The 19,089-nt window shown below is 74.0% G+C and carries 18 protein-coding genes, 1 pseudogene and 1 riboswitch; of the genes and pseudogenes, 10 read left to right on the top strand and 9 right to left on the bottom strand.

Annotated features, from left to right (window positions below; translation table 11 throughout):
* Both DKT68_RS30780 and DKT68_RS30775 read right to left on the bottom strand, forming a co-directional pair.
* A pseudogene (locus DKT68_RS30780) lies at window positions 1-237 on the bottom strand (glycogen debranching N-terminal domain-containing protein); the annotation flags it as partial.
* A gap of 189 nt (window positions 238-426) precedes the next feature.
* Window positions 427-1,011 carry a GNAT family N-acetyltransferase gene (locus DKT68_RS30775; RefSeq protein ID WP_109820879.1) on the bottom strand — a complete coding sequence of 195 codons (585 nt, stop codon included), beginning with the start codon at window positions 1,009-1,011 and terminating at the stop codon, window positions 427-429.
* A gap of 35 nt (window positions 1,012-1,046) precedes the next feature.
* Here DKT68_RS30775 and DKT68_RS30770 point away from each other — a divergent pair, with 35 nt between their 5' ends.
* A complete protein-coding gene (locus DKT68_RS30770) occupies window positions 1,047-2,321 on the top strand; it encodes a glycosyltransferase family 87 protein (protein WP_109820878.1) in 1,275 nt (424 codons plus the stop codon).
* On the opposite strand, the gene DKT68_RS30765 is transcribed toward DKT68_RS30770, so the two are convergent.
* Entirely contained in the window at window positions 2,220-2,771 is a 552-nt protein-coding gene (locus DKT68_RS30765) for a GNAT family N-acetyltransferase (protein WP_109820877.1), read from the bottom strand. The genes DKT68_RS30770 and DKT68_RS30765 overlap by 102 nt on opposite strands.
* Window positions 2,772-2,850: 79 nt before the next feature.
* Between DKT68_RS30765 and DKT68_RS30760 the strand changes: the two genes are divergently transcribed.
* From DKT68_RS30760 to DKT68_RS30740, 5 genes are all read left to right on the top strand, one after another.
* Window positions 2,851-4,080, top strand: a complete 1,230-nt coding sequence (locus tag DKT68_RS30760) for a winged helix-turn-helix domain-containing protein (RefSeq protein ID WP_109820876.1) — start codon at window positions 2,851-2,853, stop codon at window positions 4,078-4,080.
* 4 nt (window positions 4,081-4,084) lie between these two features.
* Window positions 4,085-4,726, top strand: a complete 642-nt coding sequence (locus tag DKT68_RS30755) for a DUF2752 domain-containing protein (protein ID WP_236647155.1) — start codon at window positions 4,085-4,087, stop codon at window positions 4,724-4,726.
* A 721-nt stretch (window positions 4,727-5,447) separates the two neighbouring features.
* A complete protein-coding gene (gene thyX / locus DKT68_RS30750) occupies window positions 5,448-6,188 on the top strand; it encodes an FAD-dependent thymidylate synthase (protein WP_109820882.1) in 741 nt (246 codons plus the stop codon).
* Between the two features lie 47 nt (window positions 6,189-6,235).
* A complete protein-coding gene (gene dapA / locus DKT68_RS30745) occupies window positions 6,236-7,162 on the top strand; it encodes a 4-hydroxy-tetrahydrodipicolinate synthase (protein ID WP_109820875.1) in 927 nt (308 codons plus the stop codon).
* Between the two features lie 52 nt (window positions 7,163-7,214).
* Window positions 7,215-8,903: a ribonuclease J gene (locus tag DKT68_RS30740; RefSeq protein WP_109820874.1), complete on the top strand. Its 1,689-nt coding sequence runs from the start codon at window positions 7,215-7,217 to the stop codon at window positions 8,901-8,903.
* A 78-nt stretch (window positions 8,904-8,981) separates the two neighbouring features.
* On the opposite strand, the gene DKT68_RS32775 is transcribed toward DKT68_RS30740, so the two are convergent.
* From DKT68_RS32775 to DKT68_RS30720, 4 genes are all read right to left on the bottom strand, one after another.
* Window positions 8,982-9,053: a hypothetical protein gene (locus tag DKT68_RS32775; RefSeq protein ID WP_407940815.1), complete on the bottom strand. Its 72-nt coding sequence runs from the start codon at window positions 9,051-9,053 to the stop codon at window positions 8,982-8,984.
* Window positions 9,032-10,018 (bottom strand): hypothetical protein, encoded by a 987-nt coding sequence (locus tag DKT68_RS32320; protein WP_236647154.1) that lies wholly within the window; start codon window positions 10,016-10,018, stop codon window positions 9,032-9,034. The genes DKT68_RS32775 and DKT68_RS32320 overlap by 22 nt, the downstream gene beginning before the upstream one ends.
* A 110-nt stretch (window positions 10,019-10,128) precedes the next feature.
* Window positions 10,129-11,823 (bottom strand): type III secretion system chaperone family protein, encoded by a 1,695-nt coding sequence (locus DKT68_RS30725; RefSeq protein ID WP_109820871.1) that lies wholly within the window; start codon window positions 11,821-11,823, stop codon window positions 10,129-10,131.
* A complete protein-coding gene (locus DKT68_RS30720) occupies window positions 11,820-12,290 on the bottom strand; it encodes a type III secretion system chaperone family protein (protein WP_109820870.1) in 471 nt (156 codons plus the stop codon). Before DKT68_RS30720 ends, DKT68_RS30725 begins: the two co-directional genes overlap by 4 nt.
* A 113-nt stretch (window positions 12,291-12,403) precedes the next feature.
* Here DKT68_RS30720 and DKT68_RS30715 point away from each other — a divergent pair, with 113 nt between their 5' ends.
* Window positions 12,404-14,860, top strand: coding sequence for a DNA translocase FtsK (locus tag DKT68_RS30715; RefSeq protein WP_109820869.1), 2,457 nt, complete (start codon window positions 12,404-12,406; stop codon window positions 14,858-14,860).
* Window positions 14,861-14,928: 68 nt separating this feature from the next.
* Here DKT68_RS30715 and DKT68_RS30710 read toward each other — a convergent pair whose 3' ends face one another.
* Window positions 14,929-15,174, bottom strand: a complete 246-nt coding sequence (locus DKT68_RS30710; protein WP_109820868.1) for a hypothetical protein — start codon at window positions 15,172-15,174, stop codon at window positions 14,929-14,931.
* A 79-nt stretch (window positions 15,175-15,253) separates the two neighbouring features.
* Window positions 15,254-15,568: a quaternary ammonium compound efflux SMR transporter SugE gene (gene sugE, locus DKT68_RS30705; RefSeq protein ID WP_109820867.1), complete on the bottom strand. Its 315-nt coding sequence runs from the start codon at window positions 15,566-15,568 to the stop codon at window positions 15,254-15,256.
* 61 nt (window positions 15,569-15,629) lie between these two features.
* Window positions 15,630-15,703, bottom strand: a riboswitch (guanidine-III (ykkC-III) riboswitch).
* Between the two features lie 90 nt (window positions 15,704-15,793).
* On the opposite strand from sugE, the gene DKT68_RS30700 reads away from it, so the two are divergent.
* The 3 genes from DKT68_RS30700 to pgsA all read left to right on the top strand — a co-directional run bounded on the left by DKT68_RS30700 (window position 15,794) and on the right by pgsA (window position 19,075).
* Window positions 15,794-16,714: an ornithine cyclodeaminase family protein gene (locus DKT68_RS30700; protein ID WP_109820881.1), complete on the top strand. Its 921-nt coding sequence runs from the start codon at window positions 15,794-15,796 to the stop codon at window positions 16,712-16,714.
* 193 nt (window positions 16,715-16,907) lie between these two features.
* Window positions 16,908-18,407, top strand: coding sequence for a 30S ribosomal protein S12 methylthiotransferase RimO (gene rimO, locus DKT68_RS30695; RefSeq protein WP_109820880.1), 1,500 nt, complete (start codon window positions 16,908-16,910; stop codon window positions 18,405-18,407).
* Between the two features lie 77 nt (window positions 18,408-18,484).
* On the top strand, window positions 18,485-19,075 hold the full coding sequence (pgsA, locus tag DKT68_RS30690) for a CDP-diacylglycerol--glycerol-3-phosphate 3-phosphatidyltransferase (RefSeq protein WP_109820866.1): 591 nt from the start codon (window positions 18,485-18,487) through the stop codon (window positions 19,073-19,075).
* Window positions 19,076-19,089 lie beyond the last annotated feature (14 nt).

Raw genomic sequence — 19,089 nt, 5'->3', positions numbered from 1 at the left:
GTGGGTGGGGAGGCCGGTGACCGTTGGGCTGCCCGTGTGGTCGACGGTGACGGTCACCGGGGCGCCGGCGAGGCGGAACCCGTTGACCGTGAGCGCGCCGAGCTCGGCGCCGGCCAGTGGGGCCAGCCGGACCGTGCCGCCCGGCACGTCGGGGTAGAGCCCGGCGGCGGCCTGGAGCAGCAGCACGGCGCCGGCCGCGGCCCAGGCCTGCGGACGGCACGCCGCCGGGTACGGCACCGGGCGGTTGAGCAGCGACCTTTCGTCACCGCCGTACAGCTCGGGTAGCCGGTAGTCGAACGCCTCGGCCGCGGCGAGCAGCCCCTCGGCCAGGCCGAGCGCGGCGTCCCGGTGCCCGGCCCGACGGCTCGGACAAGGGCTGACCTGCCCGGTGTGGTGGCCTCAGCTCGGGCCGCCACACCGGTCACGTCACTCGTCCGCGGGCACCTTCTCGGGCGGGACGGCCACGTGCAGACGCACCTGGGGCACCAGCATGTCGTCGACGTCCAGCGCCCGTGCGGCGCCGTCGGGTTCCCAACCGGTGCTGGTGAGGAACTTCCGGGTCGCCTCGTCACCCTCGAACGCCCAGGCCACCGCCCGGCTCAAACCGTCCTCGCGCCACAGGTCCACGGCGGCGGCGAGCAGGCGGCTGCCGTGGCCCCGCCGGCCCCAGCGCGGCTCGACCAGCAGGTCGGTCACCGCCGCCACCTCAGGGCCGAGCGCGTCGGCCGGCTCGCCCGGCGCCAGCGCCTCGGCGTCGGCCGGGCCGGAGGCGGCGAACCCCACCAGATACGATTGCTCGGCCTGTTCGACGGCGACCAGCACCCGGTGCGCGCCCGAGGGCGGCTCCAGCACCGCGGCGCTCCACCGCCGGGCGAGGAACGCCTCGTCCAGGTTGTCGAGCACGTGCCGAGGCAGGATCCGGCGGTACGCGACCCGCCAGGTCGCGAGCTGGATGCGTGCGATCTCGCCGGCGTCCTCGGGACGCGCCGGGCGGACGTACCCGAGAGCCATGGGACGGAAGCCTACGCAGGGCCAGGGAGGCGACGGTGGCGCAGGGTGCCAACAGGACGACCGCGCAGGTCGTCGGCGTGGTGGTGCTCGCCGCGGCGGTCACCGGGTTCCTCTCCGTCGCGGCCGTACGGCACGGCTTCTTCGACCTGAAGGTCTACTACGGCGCGTTGACCTGGTGGGTGCACGACGGCGGCGAGATCTACGACTACCTCAAGCCGGGCACCCAGTACGGCTTCACCTACCCGCCGTTCGCCGCGCTGGTCATGCTGCCGATGGCGTACCTGCCGTGGTCGGCCGCGATCGTGGTGAGCGTGCTCGCGAGCGTCGTCACCACGACGGTGCTGATCTGGTGGCTGGTCGACCCGATCGCGCGTCGTGCCGGGTGGACCCGGTGGTTCGCCCTCGCCGTGGCGCTGTGCCTGGCCGCCGCGTTCGAGCCGATGCGGGAGACGGTCAACTTCGGCCAGGTCAACACGCTGCTGCTCTTCCTCGTCGCGGTGGACCTGCTGCGGCTGCTCCCGAGCGGCAACCGGTGGGCCGGGGTGGGCATCGGGTTGGCCACGGCGATCAAGCTGACCCCGGGAATCTTCATCGTCTACCTGCTGGTCACCGGACGGTGGCGGGCGGCGTTCACCGCCAGCGGCGCCGCCGCCGGGGTGTCGCTGCTGGCCGGCGCGCTCTTCCCGGACGCCTCCCGGGAGTTCTGGACCGAGGCGCTGTGGAACACCGGCCGGGTGGGTGAGCTGGCGTTCGTGTCCAACCAGTCGCTGCGCGGGGTGGTCGCCCGGCTCGACCCGGAGCACCCGAGCACCCTGCTGTGGCTGCTGCTGGTGCTCGGCACCCTCGCGCTCTGGGCCTGGCGGGCCCGGGCCGCCGTCGCGGCGGGCGACGAGGCGACCGGCCTGGCGCTGACCGGCGCGGTGATGTGCCTGGTCAGCCCGGTCACCTGGGTGCACCACCTGGTCTGGTTGCTGCCCGCGCTGATCCTGCTGGTCGACAACGCGATGGCCGCGCCGGCCGGCCGTCGACGGCGGGTCCTGCTGGCCGCGGCGACCGTCGGGTACGCGCTGCTGATCAGCCGGACCGTCTGGTTCTGGGAGAAGGACTTCACCGGCCTCGACGGCTTCGTGGGCAGCAACGCCTACGTCTGGATCAGCCTGGCGCTGCTGGCCTTCCTGCCGATCCGCCGCTGGCTGGCACCGGGCGGGTCAGTCGTCGAGGCGTCCGGCGTACCGCAGCTCGACCAGCCCGACCGGCCCGCGCCCGCCGGCGAGCGGCACCTGGTAGGTCGACTGCTCACCGTCCGGTGACAACCCGGCCCGCTCGTAGAACCGGCGAGCCCGCCGGTTGTCCGCCAGCACCCACAGCCGGTAGCCGGTCCAGCCCCGCTCGCTGAGCCCGGTCCGGGCGGCGGCCAGCAGCGCGACGGCGGTGCCGTCGCCCCAGCACCCCGGCTCCACGTAGAGCGCGAGCACCTCGCCGACCGCCGGGTCCAGGTCGTCCCGGTCCTGGTTTCGGCGGTACGGCCCGAAGGTGGTGAAGCCGACCACCAGCCCGTCCACCTCCCCGAGCAGCGTGGTGAACGGGTGCTCCGGATCGGCGGTGCCGATGTCGCGGCGGCGCTGCGCCCAGGCCGTGACGTTGAGCCGCGCGAGCACCTCGTCCGGCATGAACCCGGCGTAGCCCGCCTGCCAGCCGTGCACGTGCACCCGGGCGACCGCCTCGGCGTCGTCCGGCTCCTCCCGGCGGATGGTCAGCATTGCACCGTTCTATGCCCCGCTGGCCGTCGCGTCCAGCTTCCCGCACCGGCGTCGTACCGATGAATTAGGGTCGCCGACGATGGCCGCACCGGAATCACTCTCGCTCGCCCAGGCCCGGCGGGTCGCGCTCGCCGCCCAGGGCTTCGCCGACCCGGCGCCCGCCGGGGTGCCCACCCGCCGGCATCTGCGCCGGGTGCTCGACCGGGTCGGGCTGATCCAGATGGACTCGGTCAACGTGCTGCAACGCGCGCACTACCTGCCGCTCTACAGCCGGCTCGGGCCCTATCCGACGACGCTGCTCGACCATGCCGCCTACCGCCGCCCGCGCGAGCTGTTCGAATACTGGGGCCACGAGGCGTCGCTGGTCCCGGTCGGGCTGCATCCGACGCTGCGCTGGCGGATGGCCCGGGCGCGCAGCGAGTCCTGGGGTGGCATGCGGCGGATCGCCCAGGAGCAGCCGGAGCTGGTCGCCTGGGTGCGGGACGAGGTGACCGCCCGGGGTCCGCTGACCGCCGCCGAGATCGAGCACGACGCGCCCCGGGAGACCGGCAACTGGGGCTGGAACTGGTCGGCGGTGAAGCGGGCGCTGGAATACCTGTTCTGGGCCGGCGAGGTGGCCGCGGCGGAGCGCAGCACCTCCTTCGCCCGCCGCTACGACCTGCCGGAACGCGTGCTGCCGGCGGCCGTGCTGGCCGCACCCACCCCGACGGACGCCGAGGCGTACCGCACCCTGGTCGCCCTCGCCGCACGGTCGCTCGGGGTGGCCGCGGAACCGGAGCTGCGCGACTACTTCCGGCTGCCGCTGGCGGGCGCCCGGCAGGCCGTCGCAGAGCTGGCCGAGGCGGGTGAGCTGGTGCCGGTCACCGTGCCGGGCTGGCGCCAGCCGGCCTGGCTGCACGCGAGCGCGCGGCTGCCGCGCTGGATCCGGGGCAACACGCTGGTCAGCCCGTTCGACCCGCTGATCTGGGAGCGCGGCCGCACCGAGCGGCTCTTCGACTTCAGCTACCGGATCGAGATCTACGTCCCGGCGCCGCAGCGGGTCTACGGCTACTACGTGCTGCCCTTCCTCCAGGGCGACCGGTTCACCGCGCGGGTCGACCTGAAGGCCGACCGCAGGGCCGGCGTGCTGCTCGTGCCGGCCGCGTGGATCGAGCCGGGCGCCGACCCGGGGGAGACCGCGGTGGCGCTCGCCGCCGAGCTGTACCGGCTGGCCGGCTGGCTCGGGCTGGACGCGGTGGCGCCGCCCGCTGCGGGCGACCTGGCCGGTCCGCTCACCGCCGCGTTGGCCGGCGTGTCCGGTGTACCGTGAGCGCGTGACGAGCGCTCCCGGACCGGTCGATCAGCCGCAGCCCGCACCCGGTGCGGTCGACCCGTGGCCGGGCGCCCAGCCGGTGGCGTCGACCCCGACAGTCACCGCCGACCCCGCGGCTGGCTTTCCGGCCGGTGCGGCCGGCACCGACCCGGCCGGCTGGCCGACGAGCCAGCCGGGCGGCTACGCGGCCCCCGAGCCGGACCGGCTCACCCGGTTCGTGCTGCGGCTCTACGAGCGCTCGCCGCGCTGGGCCGTGCCGCTGGCCGCGGTCGGCTGCGTCGCCGCCGGCATGGGTTACGCGCTGCTCAGCAACCCGACCCACGCCGACCCCGACGCCGCGCCGACCTGCCTGCTCAAGCTGACGACGGGGCTGGACTGCCCAGGCTGCGGCGGCACCCGCGCGCTCTGGTACGTGCTGCACGGCGACCTGCCGGCCGCCGCCCGGCACCACTTCCTGTTCGTCTTCGCGCTGCCGTTCCTGGCGTACCTCTTCGTGGCCTGGGCGGGCAACCAGGCGTTCGGCTGGCGGCTGCCGGAACTGCGGATCAGCTCCAAGGTCATCGGCGGCTTCATGGCCGCGTGGCTCGCCTTCTCGGTGCTGCGCAACCTGCCCTGGGCGCCGTTCACCTCGCTCTACGTCTGAGCGCCCCCGCCCGAACGCGGCGGCCGCCGCGTTCGCGCTCGCAGCGCCGTCGGCCGGCTCGGGCCGCCGCGGGTCGAAGGCCGCCGCGGGTCGAAGGCCGCCACCGGTCGGCGGGCATGTGCTGTTCGGGCTCTTTGGAGCTGAGTCGTCTACGACATCACCCGCTTCGTTCGGCCGTATCACCCGCTTCGCCCGGCCGTACGGTGGCGGGAGGCCGTGTTGGCGATGCTCCCGACCCCCGACCGTTCCCGGCCGGCCCCCGGCCTGACCGTTCCCGGCGGCCCCCGGCCGGAGGGCTCCGGCGGCCCCGGCCGGAGGGCTCCGACTGCCCCCGGCCTGACCGCTCCGGAGGTTCCGGCCTGACCGCTCCGACGGTCCCGGCCGGAGCGTTCCGGCGGTCCCGGCCGGAGCGTTCCGGCGGTCCCGGCCTGACCGCTCCGACGGCCCGGCCGGACCGCCCGCCGGTAGGCGACTGATGTCGTAGACGATTCAGCTCCAAAGGACGCGACCAGCACTGTCCGCCCCGGCCACAACGCCGGCCAAAGCCCTCCCGACCGCTTCGCCGCCCTGACCGCTGCCCATCCGCTCGACCGCCGCCGGGGGAGGAGTTCGCAGACGAGACATCGCCGGCTCCGAGGTGTCCGGGTGATCGAGATTGCACGGGGCGCGCCTGAGTTGGGCCGGGAGGTGCCGCGCCACTACAGTCCCAGGAATGCCGGAGATGGTGCAGCCCCAGGTCAAGTTGATCGCGTGGACCCAGTTCGCGGCCCCGGACGACGTGCCGTGGTCGACCGACGCGGAGGGCGGCCAGGCGCTCGCCGAATTCGCCGGCCGGGCCTGCTACCAGTCGTGGAAGAAGCCGAACCCGGCGACCGCCACCAACGCCGGCTACCTCGCGCACATCCTCGAGGTCGGGCACCTCTCGGTGCTGGAGCACGGCTCGGTCACCTTCTACTTCACCGGGGTGTCCCGCTCCTTCACCCACGAGCTGATCCGGCACCGGCACTTCTCGTACTCCCAGCTCTCCCAGCGGTACGTCCCCGAGCGGGACGCGGCCATGGTCGAGCCGGCGGTGATCGCCGACGACCCGGAGCTGCACAAGCGCTTCGTGGAGGCCGCCGAGGCGAGCGTGCGGGCGTACAACGAGCTGCTGGAGGGGCTGGAGCAGCGCTTCTCCGACGAGCCGAACCCGACGCTGCGCCGCAAGCAGGCCCGGCAGGCGGCCCGCGCGGTGCTGCCCAACGCCACCGAGACCCGGATCGTGGTCACCGGCAACTACCGGGCGTGGCGGCACTTCATCGCGATGCGGGCCACCGAGCACGCCGACGTGGAGATCCGTGAGTTGGCCGTCGAGTGCCTGCGCCAGTTGCAGGGCGTGGCCCCGAACGTGTTCGCCGACTTCGTGATCTCCACCCTGCCGGACGGCACCGAGGTGGCGGCAAGCCCGCACGAGGCGTCCTGAGGCCTTCCCCGGCGGGCTCCGGCTGGGCGTCCGCTAGGTTGGAGGGTATGACGCACGACCACCCTGACGCCGCCGACCGGCCGGTGTCCCGCCCCTTCGGCCGGCTGCTCACGGCCATGGTGAGCCCGTTCACTCCCGACGGCTCGCTCGACCTCGACGGCGCCGCCCGGCTGGCGAGCCACCTGGTCGACGAGCAGGGAAACGACGCGCTGGTGGTCAACGGCACCACCGGCGAGTCGCCGACCACCACCGACGCGGAGAAGGAACGCCTGATCCGGGCCGTTGCGGAGGCCGTCGGTGACCGGGCCAAGGTGGTCGCCGGGGTCGGCACCAATGACACCCGGCACACCATCGAGCTGGCCGCCGCTGCCGAGAAGGCGGGTGCGCACGGCCTGCTGGTGGTCACGCCGTACTACAGCAAGCCGCCGCAGAGCGGGCTGCTGCGGCACTTCACCGCGGTGGCCGACGCCACCGGCCTGCCGGTCATGCTGTACGACATCCCGCACCGCTCCGGCGTGCCGATCGAGACCGAGACGCTGGTCCGGCTCGCCGAGCACGCCCGGATCGTCGCGGTCAAGGACGCCAAGGGCGACCTGACCGCCACCAGCTGGGTGACCAGCCGGACCGCCCTCGCCTTCTACAGCGGCGAGGACGCGCTCACCCTGCCGGCGCTGGCCGTCGGCAGCGTCGGCGTCGTCGGCACCTCGACGCACTTCACCGGGGTGCTGACCGCACAAATGATCGAGGCGTACGACGCGGGGGACATGCCGGCCGCGCTGGCCCTGCACCGGCGGCTGCTGCCCCTTTTCACCGGCATCTTCCGTACCCAGGGCACCATCCTGGTGAAGGCGGGCCTGGCGTCGCTGGGCCTGCCGGCCGGTCCGGTGCGACCCCCGCTGGTGGACGCCACCGACGACGAGATCGCCCAGCTGCGCGCGGACTTCGCGGCAGCGGGCCTGGAGCTGCCCGAATGATCGAACGACACGATGGGCGCCGACTGACGGCGTCGCAGAATGAGGTGGACGCGTGACCGAGGCGCACATCGAGGCGGAACTACCCCCGCCGCTGCCGGAAGGCGGCCTGCGGATCATCCCGCTGGGCGGGCTCGGCGCCATCGGTCGGAACATGACCGTCTTCGAGTACGACGGCAAGTTGCTGATCGTGGACTGCGGGGTGCTCTTCCCCGACGTCGAGCAGCCGGGCGTGGACCTGATCCTGCCCGACTTCAGCCCGATCCTGGACCGGCTGGCCGACGTCCAGGCCATCGTGCTGACCCACGGTCACGAGGACCACATCGGCGCAGTGCCCTACCTGCTCGCCCACAAGCCGGACATCCCGCTGGTCGGCTCACAGTTCACCCTCGCCCTGGTCGAGGCGAAGCTGGCCGAGCGGCGGATCCAGCCGTACACGCTGACCGTGCGGGAGGGCGGCCGGGAACGGCTCGGCCCGTTCGAGTGTGAGTTCTTCGCGGTCAACCACTCCATCCCCGACGCGCTGGCCGTGGCCATCCGTACCCCCGCCGGCCTGGTGTTGCACACCGGCGACTTCAAGATGGACCAGCTCCCGCTGGACGGCCGGATCACCGACCTGGCCGGCTTCGCCCGGCTCGGGGCCGAGGGCGTCGACCTGTTGCTCTCCGACTCCACCAACGCGGAGATCCCCGGCTTCGTCACCCCGGAGCGGGAGATCGGGCCGGTGCTCGACTCGATCTTCGCGAAGGCGAAGGGCCGGATCATCGTGGCCTCGTTCGCGTCGCACGTGCACCGGGTGCAGCAGGTCTTCGACTCCGCCGCGGAGCACGGCCGCAAGGTCGCGCTGATCGGCCGGTCGATGGTCCGCAACATGGGCATCGCCCGGGACCTCGGCCTGCTCAACATCCCGGCCGGCCTGGTCATCGGGATCGAGGAGGCGACCACGCTGCCTCCGGACCAGATCGTGCTCATGTCCACCGGCTCGCAGGGCGAGCCGATGAGTGCGCTGGGCCGGATGGCCAGCGGCGACCACCGGCACATCACCATCGCCCCCGGTGACACCGTCGTGCTGGCCTCCTCGCTGGTGCCGGGCAACGAGACCTCGGTCTACCGGGTGATCAACCGGCTGGCCCGGGCCGGCGCGGTGGTCGTGCACAAGGACGTGGCCAAGGTGCACGTCTCCGGGCACGCCCCCGCCGGGGAGCTGCTCTACCTGCTCAACGTGGTCCGCCCCAGCAACCTGATGCCGGTGCACGGCGAGTGGCGCCACCTGCGCGCCCACGCCCGGTTGGGCATCGAGTCCGGGGTGGCCGCCGACCGGGTGGTCATCTGCGAGGACGGCGACGTGGTCGACCTGGTCGAGGGCCGCGCCAGCCTGGTCGGGCACGTGAAGAGCCGGTACGTCTACGTGGACGGCCTCGCCGTCGGTGACGTCAGCGAGTCGCTGCTCACCGAGCGGCGGATCCTCGGCGACGGCGGCTTCATCGCCACCACCGTGGTCGTGGACTCGGTCACCGGCAAGGTGGTCGGCGGTCCGACGCTGTCCGCGAAGGGCTTCTCCGAGGACCCGGAGGCGTTCAACCCGGTGGTCCCGCTGGTCACCGAGGCGCTCAACCGGGCCGCGGCGGACGGCATCACCGACCCGCACCAGCTCCAGCAGATCGTCCGGCGGACCGTGGGGCGGTGGGTCAACGACAAGTACCGTCGTCGCCCGATGATCGTGCCCACCGTCGTCGAGGTCTGACACCGCGCGTCGCGACGCCCGCCCACACCTTCCGGTGTGGGCGGGCGTCGCCGTCGTTCGTCGGGTGGATGCCGTGGCTCAGCTCCGGCGGAACCGGCGTCGGAGCAGCAGCAGCCCGACGCCGACGGTCAGCAGCGCCGCGCCGACCAGGCCGTACGTGGTGCCGGCCGTCCCGGTACGGGGCAGCTCCGCAGCGCGGGGGTGGGCGTGGCCGGCGCGGCGGTCGGGTCGGCCGGCGGCGGCGGAGTGGTGGCGTCCCCGCCGCCGGATCCACCGCCCGCCAGGCGAAGCGTCAGCGAGGTGTCCTTGTTGGTGTACCGGTTCACCGGGGCGAGCCAGAGCCGCACGGTCTTCGTGCCCCCGGTGACCGTCACCCGTACGTCGAAGCTGTCCGTGGCGCCGTCCGCGACGGTGCGCGTCCGCAGGATCTCGCAGCCCACGCCGTTCATCCGGCCACTGTCCGAGCACGCCGGCGCGGTCACCCGCACCCCGTCCGGGGTGGCGACGTTCAAGGAGTACCCGCCGAGGTCGAAGCTGCCGCTGTTCGTGACCCGTACCCGGATGGTCGCCACGCCGTCAGCGACCGGCCCGGCGGTGGCCCGCAGCCGCAACGACGTACGGTCCGGCCAGTTGATCCGGAAGTCGGTGGGTCGATCGGTGCGGCCGGCGGCGTCCCGGCCGGCGACCGAGCCCCACGCCTGCACCCCGAAGACCGGCTCCGCGGCAGACGACCGCACCGACTGCTGGTACGTCCGGCGACCCCCGGCCGGCAGTTCGGCGCCGCCGCAGAGCCAGGTCCGCTCCGCACCGTCGACGCCCCGGCAGGTCCCGGCCGAGGTCAGGTCGACGCCCTGCGGCAGGCGGAGCACGAAGAAGCCCTTCGCCGTCGTCCCGCCCTCATTGATGACGTCGACCTCGAGCTGCCCGGACGGACGCCACGGGTCGCCGTTCAGGAACACGAGGCCGCCCCGGGCGATGATCGTTGGCTCCGCGGCTCCGACCGTCACGCCCGCTGCGGCGGGCGCGGAGGCCGGCCCCGCGACGGCCGGGGTGGCGAGGACGGGCAGGGACAGCACGGCGGCGGCGAGGATGCCGGACCCGAGCAGGCGCTTCATGACGACTCCCGACGATTGCGGTGGGTGATGGCCGTACCACATCCGCCGGGCGCGCCCGGTTGCGTGCTGTCGGATGTCGCACACTCACGTCCCGCCAGGACCGCTGCGGGTCAGGGGAGCGCCGCCACCGCCTCGGCGTACGCGACGCCGGTCGCTATCGCGGCGTCCACCAGCACCAGCAGCTGCGCCGCCGCCACGCCGTGGGCCAGGTCGGTGGCCACGTCGCCGGCCAGCACCAGCTCCTCGCCCAGGTCGTGCGCGTACGCCTTGGGCAGCAGCCGGTCGTGGTTCCACGCGTTGCAGAAGGCGTACGCCTCGGCGCGCCGGGCCACCGGTAGCCGGCGGACGGCCATCGCCCGGGTGTGCAGCACTTCGCCGCGCTCGCCGGCCCGGCGGAACTGGATCACCGCGGCGCCCCACCGGCCGACCACCGTGCCGCCCTCGTCCACCAGGTACCGGTCACCGCGGCGGTCGAGCGCCGCCGTGATCATGTCGAGGGTCAGCGTCGCCAGCTCGGTCTCGCCGAGCCCGTCAGCGGGCCGAGCGCCGTCCGCGCCCGGCTCGTCGAGCCGCCGGTCGCCGGGGTCCTCGGCGTGCTCGTCGTCGCCGGGCAGTGGGACCGGGTCCGCGAGTGGGCGCTCGGCCAGCCAGGCGGCCATCCGACCGGAGTGGTGGCCCGTGCCGTTGCGGGCGTCGAAGCTGCCGGCCAGCTCGCTGGCCACCCCGAGCAGCAGCGCGCCGAGCGTGGCCACGTCGGGTTCGGTGGGCGGCCGATCGCCGTACGCCGGGCGGGGCACCACCCGATCGCCGAGCCCGGCCTCCACGGCCAGCCCGCAGACCAACGCCCCGGCGGCGGCGAACTCCATCGCGGCGAGATCGTCGGTGGGCCGGTCCAGCCGCGGCAGCTGCTCGGTCATGATCGCCAGCCCGCGGTCCAGGTGCCCGCCCAGCGCACAGAACCGCAGGTGCGCCGCGAGGTGCGGGAACGCGGCGCGCTCGTGGCGGTGCCGCCGGTACGCCCGCACGTGTGCCGCCGCAGCCCGCTCCGGCTCGCCGGCGCGCAGGTTGGGCAGCAGCCCGGCGACCAGCGCCCGCTCGGGCTGGTCGGTGCAGTCCTCCGGCTCGTCGGCGCACTCCCGCAGCTCGGTGAGCGCGGCACGCCACTCGCCCCAGCCGGCGAGCAGCTCCGCCCGCCGGGCCGGCGCGCAACCCGGGCACCCGCCCGTCGGCCCGGGACGCCGCCCCGCCCACCGCTGGTACCAGTGCCGGGCGCCGGGCTCGTCGCCGAGGTGGTCGGCGATCCGGCAGCGCAGCTCCGCCACGGTCGACGCGTCCGGCCCGTCGGCGCCCACACGGTGCGCCAGGTCGTCCAGGAGGGACCGGGTCTGGTCCAGTCCGACCCGGGGGGTGCCGAGCAGCGCCTCCACCGCGTACCGCTGGTAGCGCAGCAGCAGCCCGGCCTCGGCGCTGTCGATCAGCTCCGGCCGGTGGTCGGCGGCGGCCCGGCAGCGGCGCACCGGCTCGACCAGCCGCCACCGTTCCCCGTGCAGCAGGTACGCCTCGATCAGCGCGAACCGGGCGTCCATCGCGGACCGGACGTCCCCGGCGGCGTCCGCCCGGTCGGCGAGCCGTTCCAGGGCCACCAGCCGGCCCGGCCCGTCGGGCAGGTCCCGGGCGTCGGCGAGCGCGGCCACCAGCGCCGGAACGCGACGGACGGCGACCGGCTCGGCGGAACCCGTGTCCAGCGCGCCGGGACCGTCCGTCCGGTCGGTCGGGCTGCTCGTGGACTCCTCCCGGCCGGTCATGCCGGCACCGCGCCGGGCAGCCGGCCGACCGCGACGGCGAGCTGACAGCCGGCCGAGATGCCACAGTCGAGCAACTGGTCGAGCTGGTGCGCGGTCACCCCGCGTTCCAGGTCGGTGATCACCTCACCGCAGACCCGCGCCCGGCCGTCGTCGTCGACGTGCACGAACGCCTTCGGCCAGAGCCGGTCGTGGTTCCACGAGTTGCAGAAGGCGTACAGGGCGGGCACGTGCTCGATGGAGAAGACGGGCGCGACCAGGGTGCGGACCTGAAGCAGCTCGCCGTCGCCGCCGAGGCGCAGGAACCAGATCAGGTTGTCGTCGAAGCGGCCCACCAGGTCGCCGTTCACGGCTCGACCGACCGGCCGGCCCCGCGCCGCGAGCACCGCGGCGACCAGCTCGCCGGTCAGCGGGCGCAACGCGTCAGGGTGCCCGGCCAGCGGATCGTCCTCGAATCCCGGCGACGCCATGGGGCATCCCTTCTGAGGCGGATATCACGACCGGCAGCGCGGTCCGTGCTGCGACGCGCGGACACGACCCGGAAAAGCGGCGATCTGCCGGGTCCCGCCGTTACCGTGACTCTATGGCGGGCCGTACCTCTCAGGCGAGCCGGCGACGCGGCGCGTCGCCGCGCGGTGGCACCAACAGTCGTGCCCGCCAACCGGCGAAGAAGACCCGGGCGCCGGTGCGGCGCCGCACGGTGGCCGCTCGGCCGGGGCCCGCCGTCTACGTGGGCCGCGCCGTCGGTGCACTGTGGATGGGTCTGGCACACGGGATGGGCTGGGCGGTGCGCGCCGCCGGCCGGCAGGCCGCCTCCGCCCGCGACCTCGACCCCGAGCACCGCCGCGACGGCGGCGGGCTGCTGCTGTTCGGCCTCGCCCTGCTCAGCGCCGTCGCGCTCTGGTTCTCCGGCGCGGGCCCGGTGGGCGCGCGGCTGGCCGACACCGTCCGGCTGTTCCTCGGCGCGATTTCCGTGGTGGTGCCGGTGCTGCTGATGATCGGCGCCTGGCGGCTGATGCGGCAGCCGGCCGACCCGGCACACCGGGGCCGCGGGCTGATCGGCTGGGGCTCACTGCTGGTGTCGACCGCCGCGCTTCTCCAGATCGGCCAGGACCCGGTCGACCCGGCGCAGCGTGACTTCGCCGGCGGCCTGGTCGGCGCCGGCGTCGGCGGGCTGCTGGAGCGGGCGGTCACCGCCTGGGTCGCGGTGCCGCTGCTGATCCTGCTGCTGCTCTTCGGCCTGCTCGTGGTGACCGCGACGCCGATCAACAAGATCCCCGAGCGGCTCGGTTTGCTCGCGGGAGGGCTGGTCGCCCAGCCCGACGCCGTCGAGGAGGAGGTGGACGAGACGGCCCTCCGGCCGGCGCGCAGGCGACCGGCGAAGCGGATGCCGCCGCCGGTGGACCCGGACGACTTCGACGACCTGGACGGTGCGGACCTCCAGGAGACGATGGTGCTGCCGCGCAAGGCCCCGGCGAAGGTGCCGGCGAGCCGCAAGCCGGCCGAGCCGCCGGAGCACTCGCCCGCCCCGACGCGGGCCGAGCAGCTCGCGTTGACCGGGATGGCCGGCGACTACACCCTGCCGCCGGCCAACATGCTCAGCGCCGGCGCCGCCGCGAAGACCCGCAGCAAGGCCAACGACGAGGTGATCGCCGCGTTGACCGGCGTGTTCGACCAGTTCGATGTGGACGCCGCGGTCACCGGCTTCACCCGCGGCCCGACGGTCACCCGGTACGAGGTGGAGCTGGGGCACGGCGTCAAGGTCGAACGGATCACCCAGCTCTCCCGCAACATCGCGTACGCGGTGAAGTCGCCGGACGTGCGGATCCTCAGCCCGATCCCGGGCAAGAGCGCGGTCGGTGTGGAGATCCCCAACGCCGACCCGGAGAACGTCGCGCTCGGCGACGTGCTGCGGTCACGGGCCGCGACCAGCGACCACCACCCGATGGTGGTGGCCCTCGGCAAGGACATCGAGGGCGGCTACGTGGTGGCCAACCTCGCCAAGATGCCGCACATCCTGATCGCCGGCGCGACCGGCGCCGGCAAGTCGTCCTGCCTCAACACGCTGCTGGTGTCCATCCTCACCCGGGCCACCCCGGACGAGGTGCGGCTGTTGCTGATCGACCCGAAGCGGGTCGAGATGACCGGCTACGAGGGCATCCCGCACCTGGTCACCCCGATCGTGACCAACGCCAAGAAGGCTGCGGACTCACTCGACTGGGTGGTCCGCGAGATGGACATGCGCTACGACGACCTCGCCGCCAACGGGGTCCGGCACATCGACGACTTCAACCGCAAGGTGCGCAACGGCGAGATCAAGGCCCCGCCGGGCAGCGAACGGGAGATGCGCCCGTACCCGTACCTGCTGGTGATCGTGGACGAGTTGGCCGACCTGATGATGGTCGCGCCGCGCGACGTGGAGGACTCGGTCGTCCGGATCACCCAGCTCGCCCGCGCCGCCGGCATCCACCTGGTGCTGGCCACCCAGCGCCCATCGGTCGACGTGGTGACCGGCCTGATCAAGGCGAACGTGCCGTCCCGGCTCGCGTTCGCCACGTCCTCGCTGGCCGACTCGCGGGTCATCCTGGACCAGCCGGGCGCCGAGAAGCTGCTCGGCCGCGGCGACGGGCTCTTCCTGCCGATGGGCGCCTCCAAGCCGGTACGCATCCAGGGCGCCTGGGTCACCGAGCGCGAGATCGCCGACGTGGTCAAGTTCTGCAAGGACCAGCGCGAGCCGGAGTTCCGCCCGGACGTGCTGGCCCCGGCGCAGGACACCAAGAAGAAGATCGACGAGGACATCGGCGACGACCTCGGCCTGCTGGTGCAGGCGGTGGAGCTGGTGGTCACCTCGCAGTTCGGCTCCACCTCGATGCTCCAGCGCAAGCTGCGGGTCGGGTTCGCCAAGGCGGGCCGGCTGATGGACCTGATGGAGACCCGGGGCGTCGTCGGGCCCTCGGAGGGTTCCAAGGCGCGTGACGTGCTGGTCAAGCCGGACGAGCTGGAGGAGGTCCTGGTCGGCCTGCGCGGCGACGGGGACTGACCGGCGACCGGCCGGGGAAACACGACGGGCCCGCCGGATGCCGGCGGGCCCGCGTCGGGGGACGGTGGTCAGTTGTTGATCAGCGCGCCGAGGATGACCAGGCTGATCAGGGCCGCGACGACGCTGGCCGCCGCGGCGTACCAGCCCAGCGGCTTGTCGCCGAGCACGGCGCCGACGATGCCCGCGATCACGCCGAGCACGCCGAAGATGATCGGGTTGAGCAGCAGGGCGAGCACCGCGAAGACGAAGCCCACGATGGTGAGGATCCGGGCGGCGTTGTTGCGCGGGCGGGCGGTGCTGGGCATGTCGGCCATTTCTGCCTCCGGTTGAGAGCCTGTCGTGACGGATCGATCACTACCCACTGTGGGCGTTCGCCACGCGTGCCGCAGCAGGTCAGTGGAAGATCTTCAGACCGACCACACCGGTGACCACCAGCAGCAGGCAGAGGATCCGGGGCAGGCTCGCCGACTCGCCGAGCGCCACCATCCCGACCAGGGCGGTGCCGACCGCGCCGATCCCGACCCAGACCGCGTACCCGGTGCCGACCGGGATCTCGCGCAGCGCGTACGCGAGCCCGCCCATGCTCAGCACCAGGGTCACCACGAACACCAGCGACGGAACCAGCCGGCTGAAGCCGGCGCTGCGGTCGAGGGCGATCGCCCAGGCGGTCTCCAGTAGTCCCGAGATCACCAACACCAGCCAGGCCATCGTTCACCTCACGGGGAGCGCCCGGGGCTGCCGCGCCGGGACGAGTCGAGTCTGCACGTCGCACGGGGCGTCTTGGCCTGACCGGGTACGCCCACCACTCGTCCGGAGCGGCCACGGAACATCCGGGGCCACTGACGCCGACGCTAGCACCGGTCCGGCGACGAGGCGGTGACCCCCGCCACGACCGTTGACCTCCACCTCACTTCAACTTGCAGTATGGCCGTCATGACCCTGCTCTACGCCGACCCCGAGGTCGCCGCCGTCCTGGACGCCGCCACCACGGTCGACGCCATGCGCGCCGCCCTGCTGGCCGCGTACGACGGGCGGCTGGTCGCCCCGCCCCGGGCCGCGGCCCCGCTGGAGGGTGGGCGGATGGTGCTCACCGCCGGGCACCTGGTCGGCGAGTGGTACGGCTTCCGCTCGTACGACACCTTCGGTCACCCGCAGGGCGAGCAGTTGGTGGTGCTGCACGACGCCCGTACCGGCGCGATCCGGGCGGTCGCCGTCGGCGAGGAGCTGGGCTCCCGGCGTACCGGCGGGCTGGGCGGCGTCGCCGTCGACGCGCTGGCCCGGCCCGACGCGGCCACCCTCGGCGTGATCGGTTCCGGTCGGCAGGCGTGGACCCAGGTCTGGGCTGCCACCGCGGTCCGCCCCCTGCGGGAGGTGGTGGTGCACAGCCGGTCTGCGGCCCGGCGGGACGCCTTCGCCGCCCGGGTACGCGCCGAGCTGGGCGTGCCGGCCCGCGCGGTGGCCGACCCCGCCGCGGCGGCGACCGGGCGGGACATCGTGGTGCTCGCCACCACGAGCCCGGCCCCGGTGCTCCACGCCGCCGACCTGAGCCCCGGCACGCACGTGAACGCCGTCGGCTTCAAGCAGCACGACCGCAGCGAGTTCGGCGTCGACCTGCTCGACGCGGCCGACCTGCTGGTCACCGACTCACCGGCCCAGGCGGCGGACTACCGGCCGCCGATGCTCGCCGCCACACCCCCGTACGCCGGGCGGCTGCGCGACCTGGGTGGCATCCTGGCCGGCGCGATCCCCGGCCGGACCACCGCGGACCAGGTCTCGGTCTTCTGCTCCACCGGCCTGGCCGGCACCGAGGTGTTCCTGCTCGACCACCTGGTCCGGGTAGCCGCCACGGTCTGAGGGCGGCGGCCACGCGGCGGCGACCTGCCCGGGCGGCGGTGTGAGCCGGCCGATGCGGCGGCCCGCCGTGCGAGGACGGCGCCACGCGGCCCGGTACCCTCGGATGGTGTCTGCCACCTCCTCTCCTGACAACTCCGGCGCGGCGCGTCGCCGCGACCTGGAGCCGTCGCCCGACAACTCCGGCTCGGCGCGTCTGACGCCGCTGGAGCTGTCGCCTCCCGCCGAGGGCCGTCGCGTCGCCCTGCTCACCCTGGGCTGCGCCCGCAACGAGGTCGACTCGGAGGAGCTGGCCGCCCGGCTGCACGCCGACGGTTGGCAGGTGACCACCGACGGCGAGGGCGCCGACGTGGTGGTCGTCAACACCTGCGGCTTCGTGGAGAAGGCCAAGCAGGACTCCATCCAGACCCTGCTCGCCGCCGCCGGGACCGGCGCCAAGGTGGTCGCCGCCGGCTGCATGGCCGAGCGGTACGGCCGGGAGCTGGCCGACAGCCTGCCCGAGGCGCAGGCCGTGCTGAGCTTCGACGACTACCCGGACATCGCCGCTCGGCTGGGCGCGGTCATGGCCGGTGAGCAGGTCACCTCGCACACACCCCGGGACCGCCGGGAGCTGCTTCCGCTCACCCCGGTGAAGCGGCGCGACGCCGCGGTGTCGCTGCCGGGGCACGGCACCACGTCCCGCACGGCCACCGACACCGACGAGCACACCCCGGCGCACCTGCGTCAGGTGCTGCGCCGCCGGCTGGACACCGGCCCGGTCGCCTCGCTGAAGCTCGCCAGCGGCTGCGACCGCCGCTGCGCGTTCTGCGCGATCCCGGCCTTCCGCGGGGCGTTCGTCTCGCGTACGCCGGACGAGCTGCTCGCCGAGGCGGAGTGGCTGGCCAAGTCCGGCGTCCGGGAGCTGGTGCTGGTCAGCGAGAACTCCACCTCGTACGGCAAGGACCTGGGCGATCCCCGGGCGCTGGAGAAGCTGCTGCCGCAGCTCGCCGCGGTGACCGGCATCGTCCGGGTCCGGGTGAGCTACCTCCAGCCGGCCGAGACCCGACCCGGCCTGGTCGAGGCGATCGCCGGCACGCCGGGGGTGGCCCCGTACTTCGACCTCTCGTTCCAGCACTCCAGCGAGCCGGTGCTGCGCCGCATGCGTCGTTTCGGCTCCACCGACCGGTTCCTGGAGCTGCTGGCGAGTGCCCGGGCGTTGGCCCCCGAGGCGGGCGCGCGGAGCAACTTCATCGTCGGCTTCCCCGGCGAGACCCGTGCCGACGTCGACGAGCTGGTCCGGTTCCTGACCGAGGCCCGGCTCGACGCGATCGGCATGTTCGACTACAGCGACGAGGACGGCACCGAGGCCGCCGGGTTGCCCGGCAAGGTCTCCGCCGCGACGATCAAGCGGCGCTACGACCGGCTCAGCGCGCTCGCCGACGAGTTGTGCTCCCAGCGGGCCGAGGACCGGCTCGGCTCGACCGTCGAGGTGCTGGTCGACGCGATTGTCGACGGCGTGGTGGAGGGCCGGGCGGCGCACCAGGCGCCGGAGGTGGACGGCTCGACCACCCTGGTCGCTCCGGTCGAGGGTGGGGTCGACCTGGCGGCGCTGCGGCCGGGTGATCTGGTACGCGCCACGGTGACGGGCACCGAAGGCGTGGACCTGCTCGCCGTGCCGGATGAGATGATCTCGGCGGCGCCCGGCGCGGCACGGTGACGGCGGGCCCGAACAGAGCGGGGGAGCCAGGTGGTGCGGTGCCGGGAACGCCACGGCGGCCCGAGCGGGGCGACGCGGTGACCGGGGCGACGGAGTCGACGCCGGCCCGGGTGGTTCCCCGCGTGCCCGTGCTCAACGCGGCCAACGCGCTGACCGCGTTGCGGCTGGTGCTGGTGCCGGTCTTCGCGGCCTCGGTGATCGTGTCGGGGATGACCCACGCCGGCTGGCGGATGGCGGCCTGCCTGATCTTCGCGGTGGCCTCCGCGACCGACCTGGTGGACGGCTGGATCGCCCGCCGGTTCGGGCTGGTCACCTCGGTCGGCAAGGTGGCCGACCCGATCGCCGACAAGGCGCTCACCGGCGCGGCACTGCTGCTGCTCTCCTGGTACGACCGGTTGCCCTGGTGGGTGACCGTGCTGATCCTCGTCCGTGAGCTGGGCATCACCGGTTTGCGGTTCTGGGTGATCCGGCACGGCGTGATCGCGGCCAGCCGGGGCGGGAAGATCAAGACGGCGCTCCAGATCCTGGCCATCGCCTGGTACCTCTGGCCCATGCCGGCCGCCCTCGCCGTCGTCGGCCCGTGGATCATGGCCGCGGCCGTCCTGGTCACCGTCGCCACCGGCTTCGACTACGTCGCCCAGGCCCTGCGCCTGCGCCGCCCCCGCTGACCCCGCCCCGGCAC

The sequence above is a fragment of the Micromonospora acroterricola genome (assembly GCF_003172955.1).
Classification (GTDB): domain Bacteria; phylum Actinomycetota; class Actinomycetes; order Mycobacteriales; family Micromonosporaceae; genus Micromonospora; species Micromonospora acroterricola.
Note: the sequence above shows the minus strand (reverse complement) of the source record. Positions and strands in the feature narration are given on the sequence as shown.

What these genes read in the sequence shown, in the direction of transcription:
- DKT68_RS30775 (WP_109820879.1), bottom strand. Translation starts at nt 1,011, where the DNA reads ATGGCTCTCGGGTACGTCCGCCCGGCGCGTCCCGAGGACGCCGGCGAG.
- DKT68_RS30765 (WP_109820877.1), bottom strand. Translation starts at nt 2,771, where the DNA reads ATGCTGACCATCCGCCGGGAGGAGCCGGACGACGCCGAGGCGGTCGCC.
- DKT68_RS30760 (WP_109820876.1), top strand. Translation starts at nt 2,851, where the DNA reads ATGGCCGCACCGGAATCACTCTCGCTCGCCCAGGCCCGGCGGGTCGCG.
- thyX (WP_109820882.1), top strand. Translation starts at nt 5,448, where the DNA reads ATGGTGCAGCCCCAGGTCAAGTTGATCGCGTGGACCCAGTTCGCGGCC.
- dapA (WP_109820875.1), top strand. Translation starts at nt 6,236, where the DNA reads ATGACGCACGACCACCCTGACGCCGCCGACCGGCCGGTGTCCCGCCCC.
- DKT68_RS32320 (WP_236647154.1), bottom strand. Translation starts at nt 10,018, where the DNA reads ATGAAGCGCCTGCTCGGGTCCGGCATCCTCGCCGCCGCCGTGCTGTCC.
- DKT68_RS30725 (WP_109820871.1), bottom strand. Translation starts at nt 11,823, where the DNA reads ATGACCGGCCGGGAGGAGTCCACGAGCAGCCCGACCGACCGGACGGAC.
- DKT68_RS30720 (WP_109820870.1), bottom strand. Translation starts at nt 12,290, where the DNA reads ATGGCGTCGCCGGGATTCGAGGACGATCCGCTGGCCGGGCACCCTGAC.
- DKT68_RS30715 (WP_109820869.1), top strand. Translation starts at nt 12,404, where the DNA reads ATGGCGGGCCGTACCTCTCAGGCGAGCCGGCGACGCGGCGCGTCGCCG.
- DKT68_RS30710 (WP_109820868.1), bottom strand. Translation starts at nt 15,174, where the DNA reads ATGGCCGACATGCCCAGCACCGCCCGCCCGCGCAACAACGCCGCCCGG.
- sugE (WP_109820867.1), bottom strand. Translation starts at nt 15,568, where the DNA reads ATGGCCTGGCTGGTGTTGGTGATCTCGGGACTACTGGAGACCGCCTGG.
- DKT68_RS30700 (WP_109820881.1), top strand. Translation starts at nt 15,794, where the DNA reads ATGACCCTGCTCTACGCCGACCCCGAGGTCGCCGCCGTCCTGGACGCC.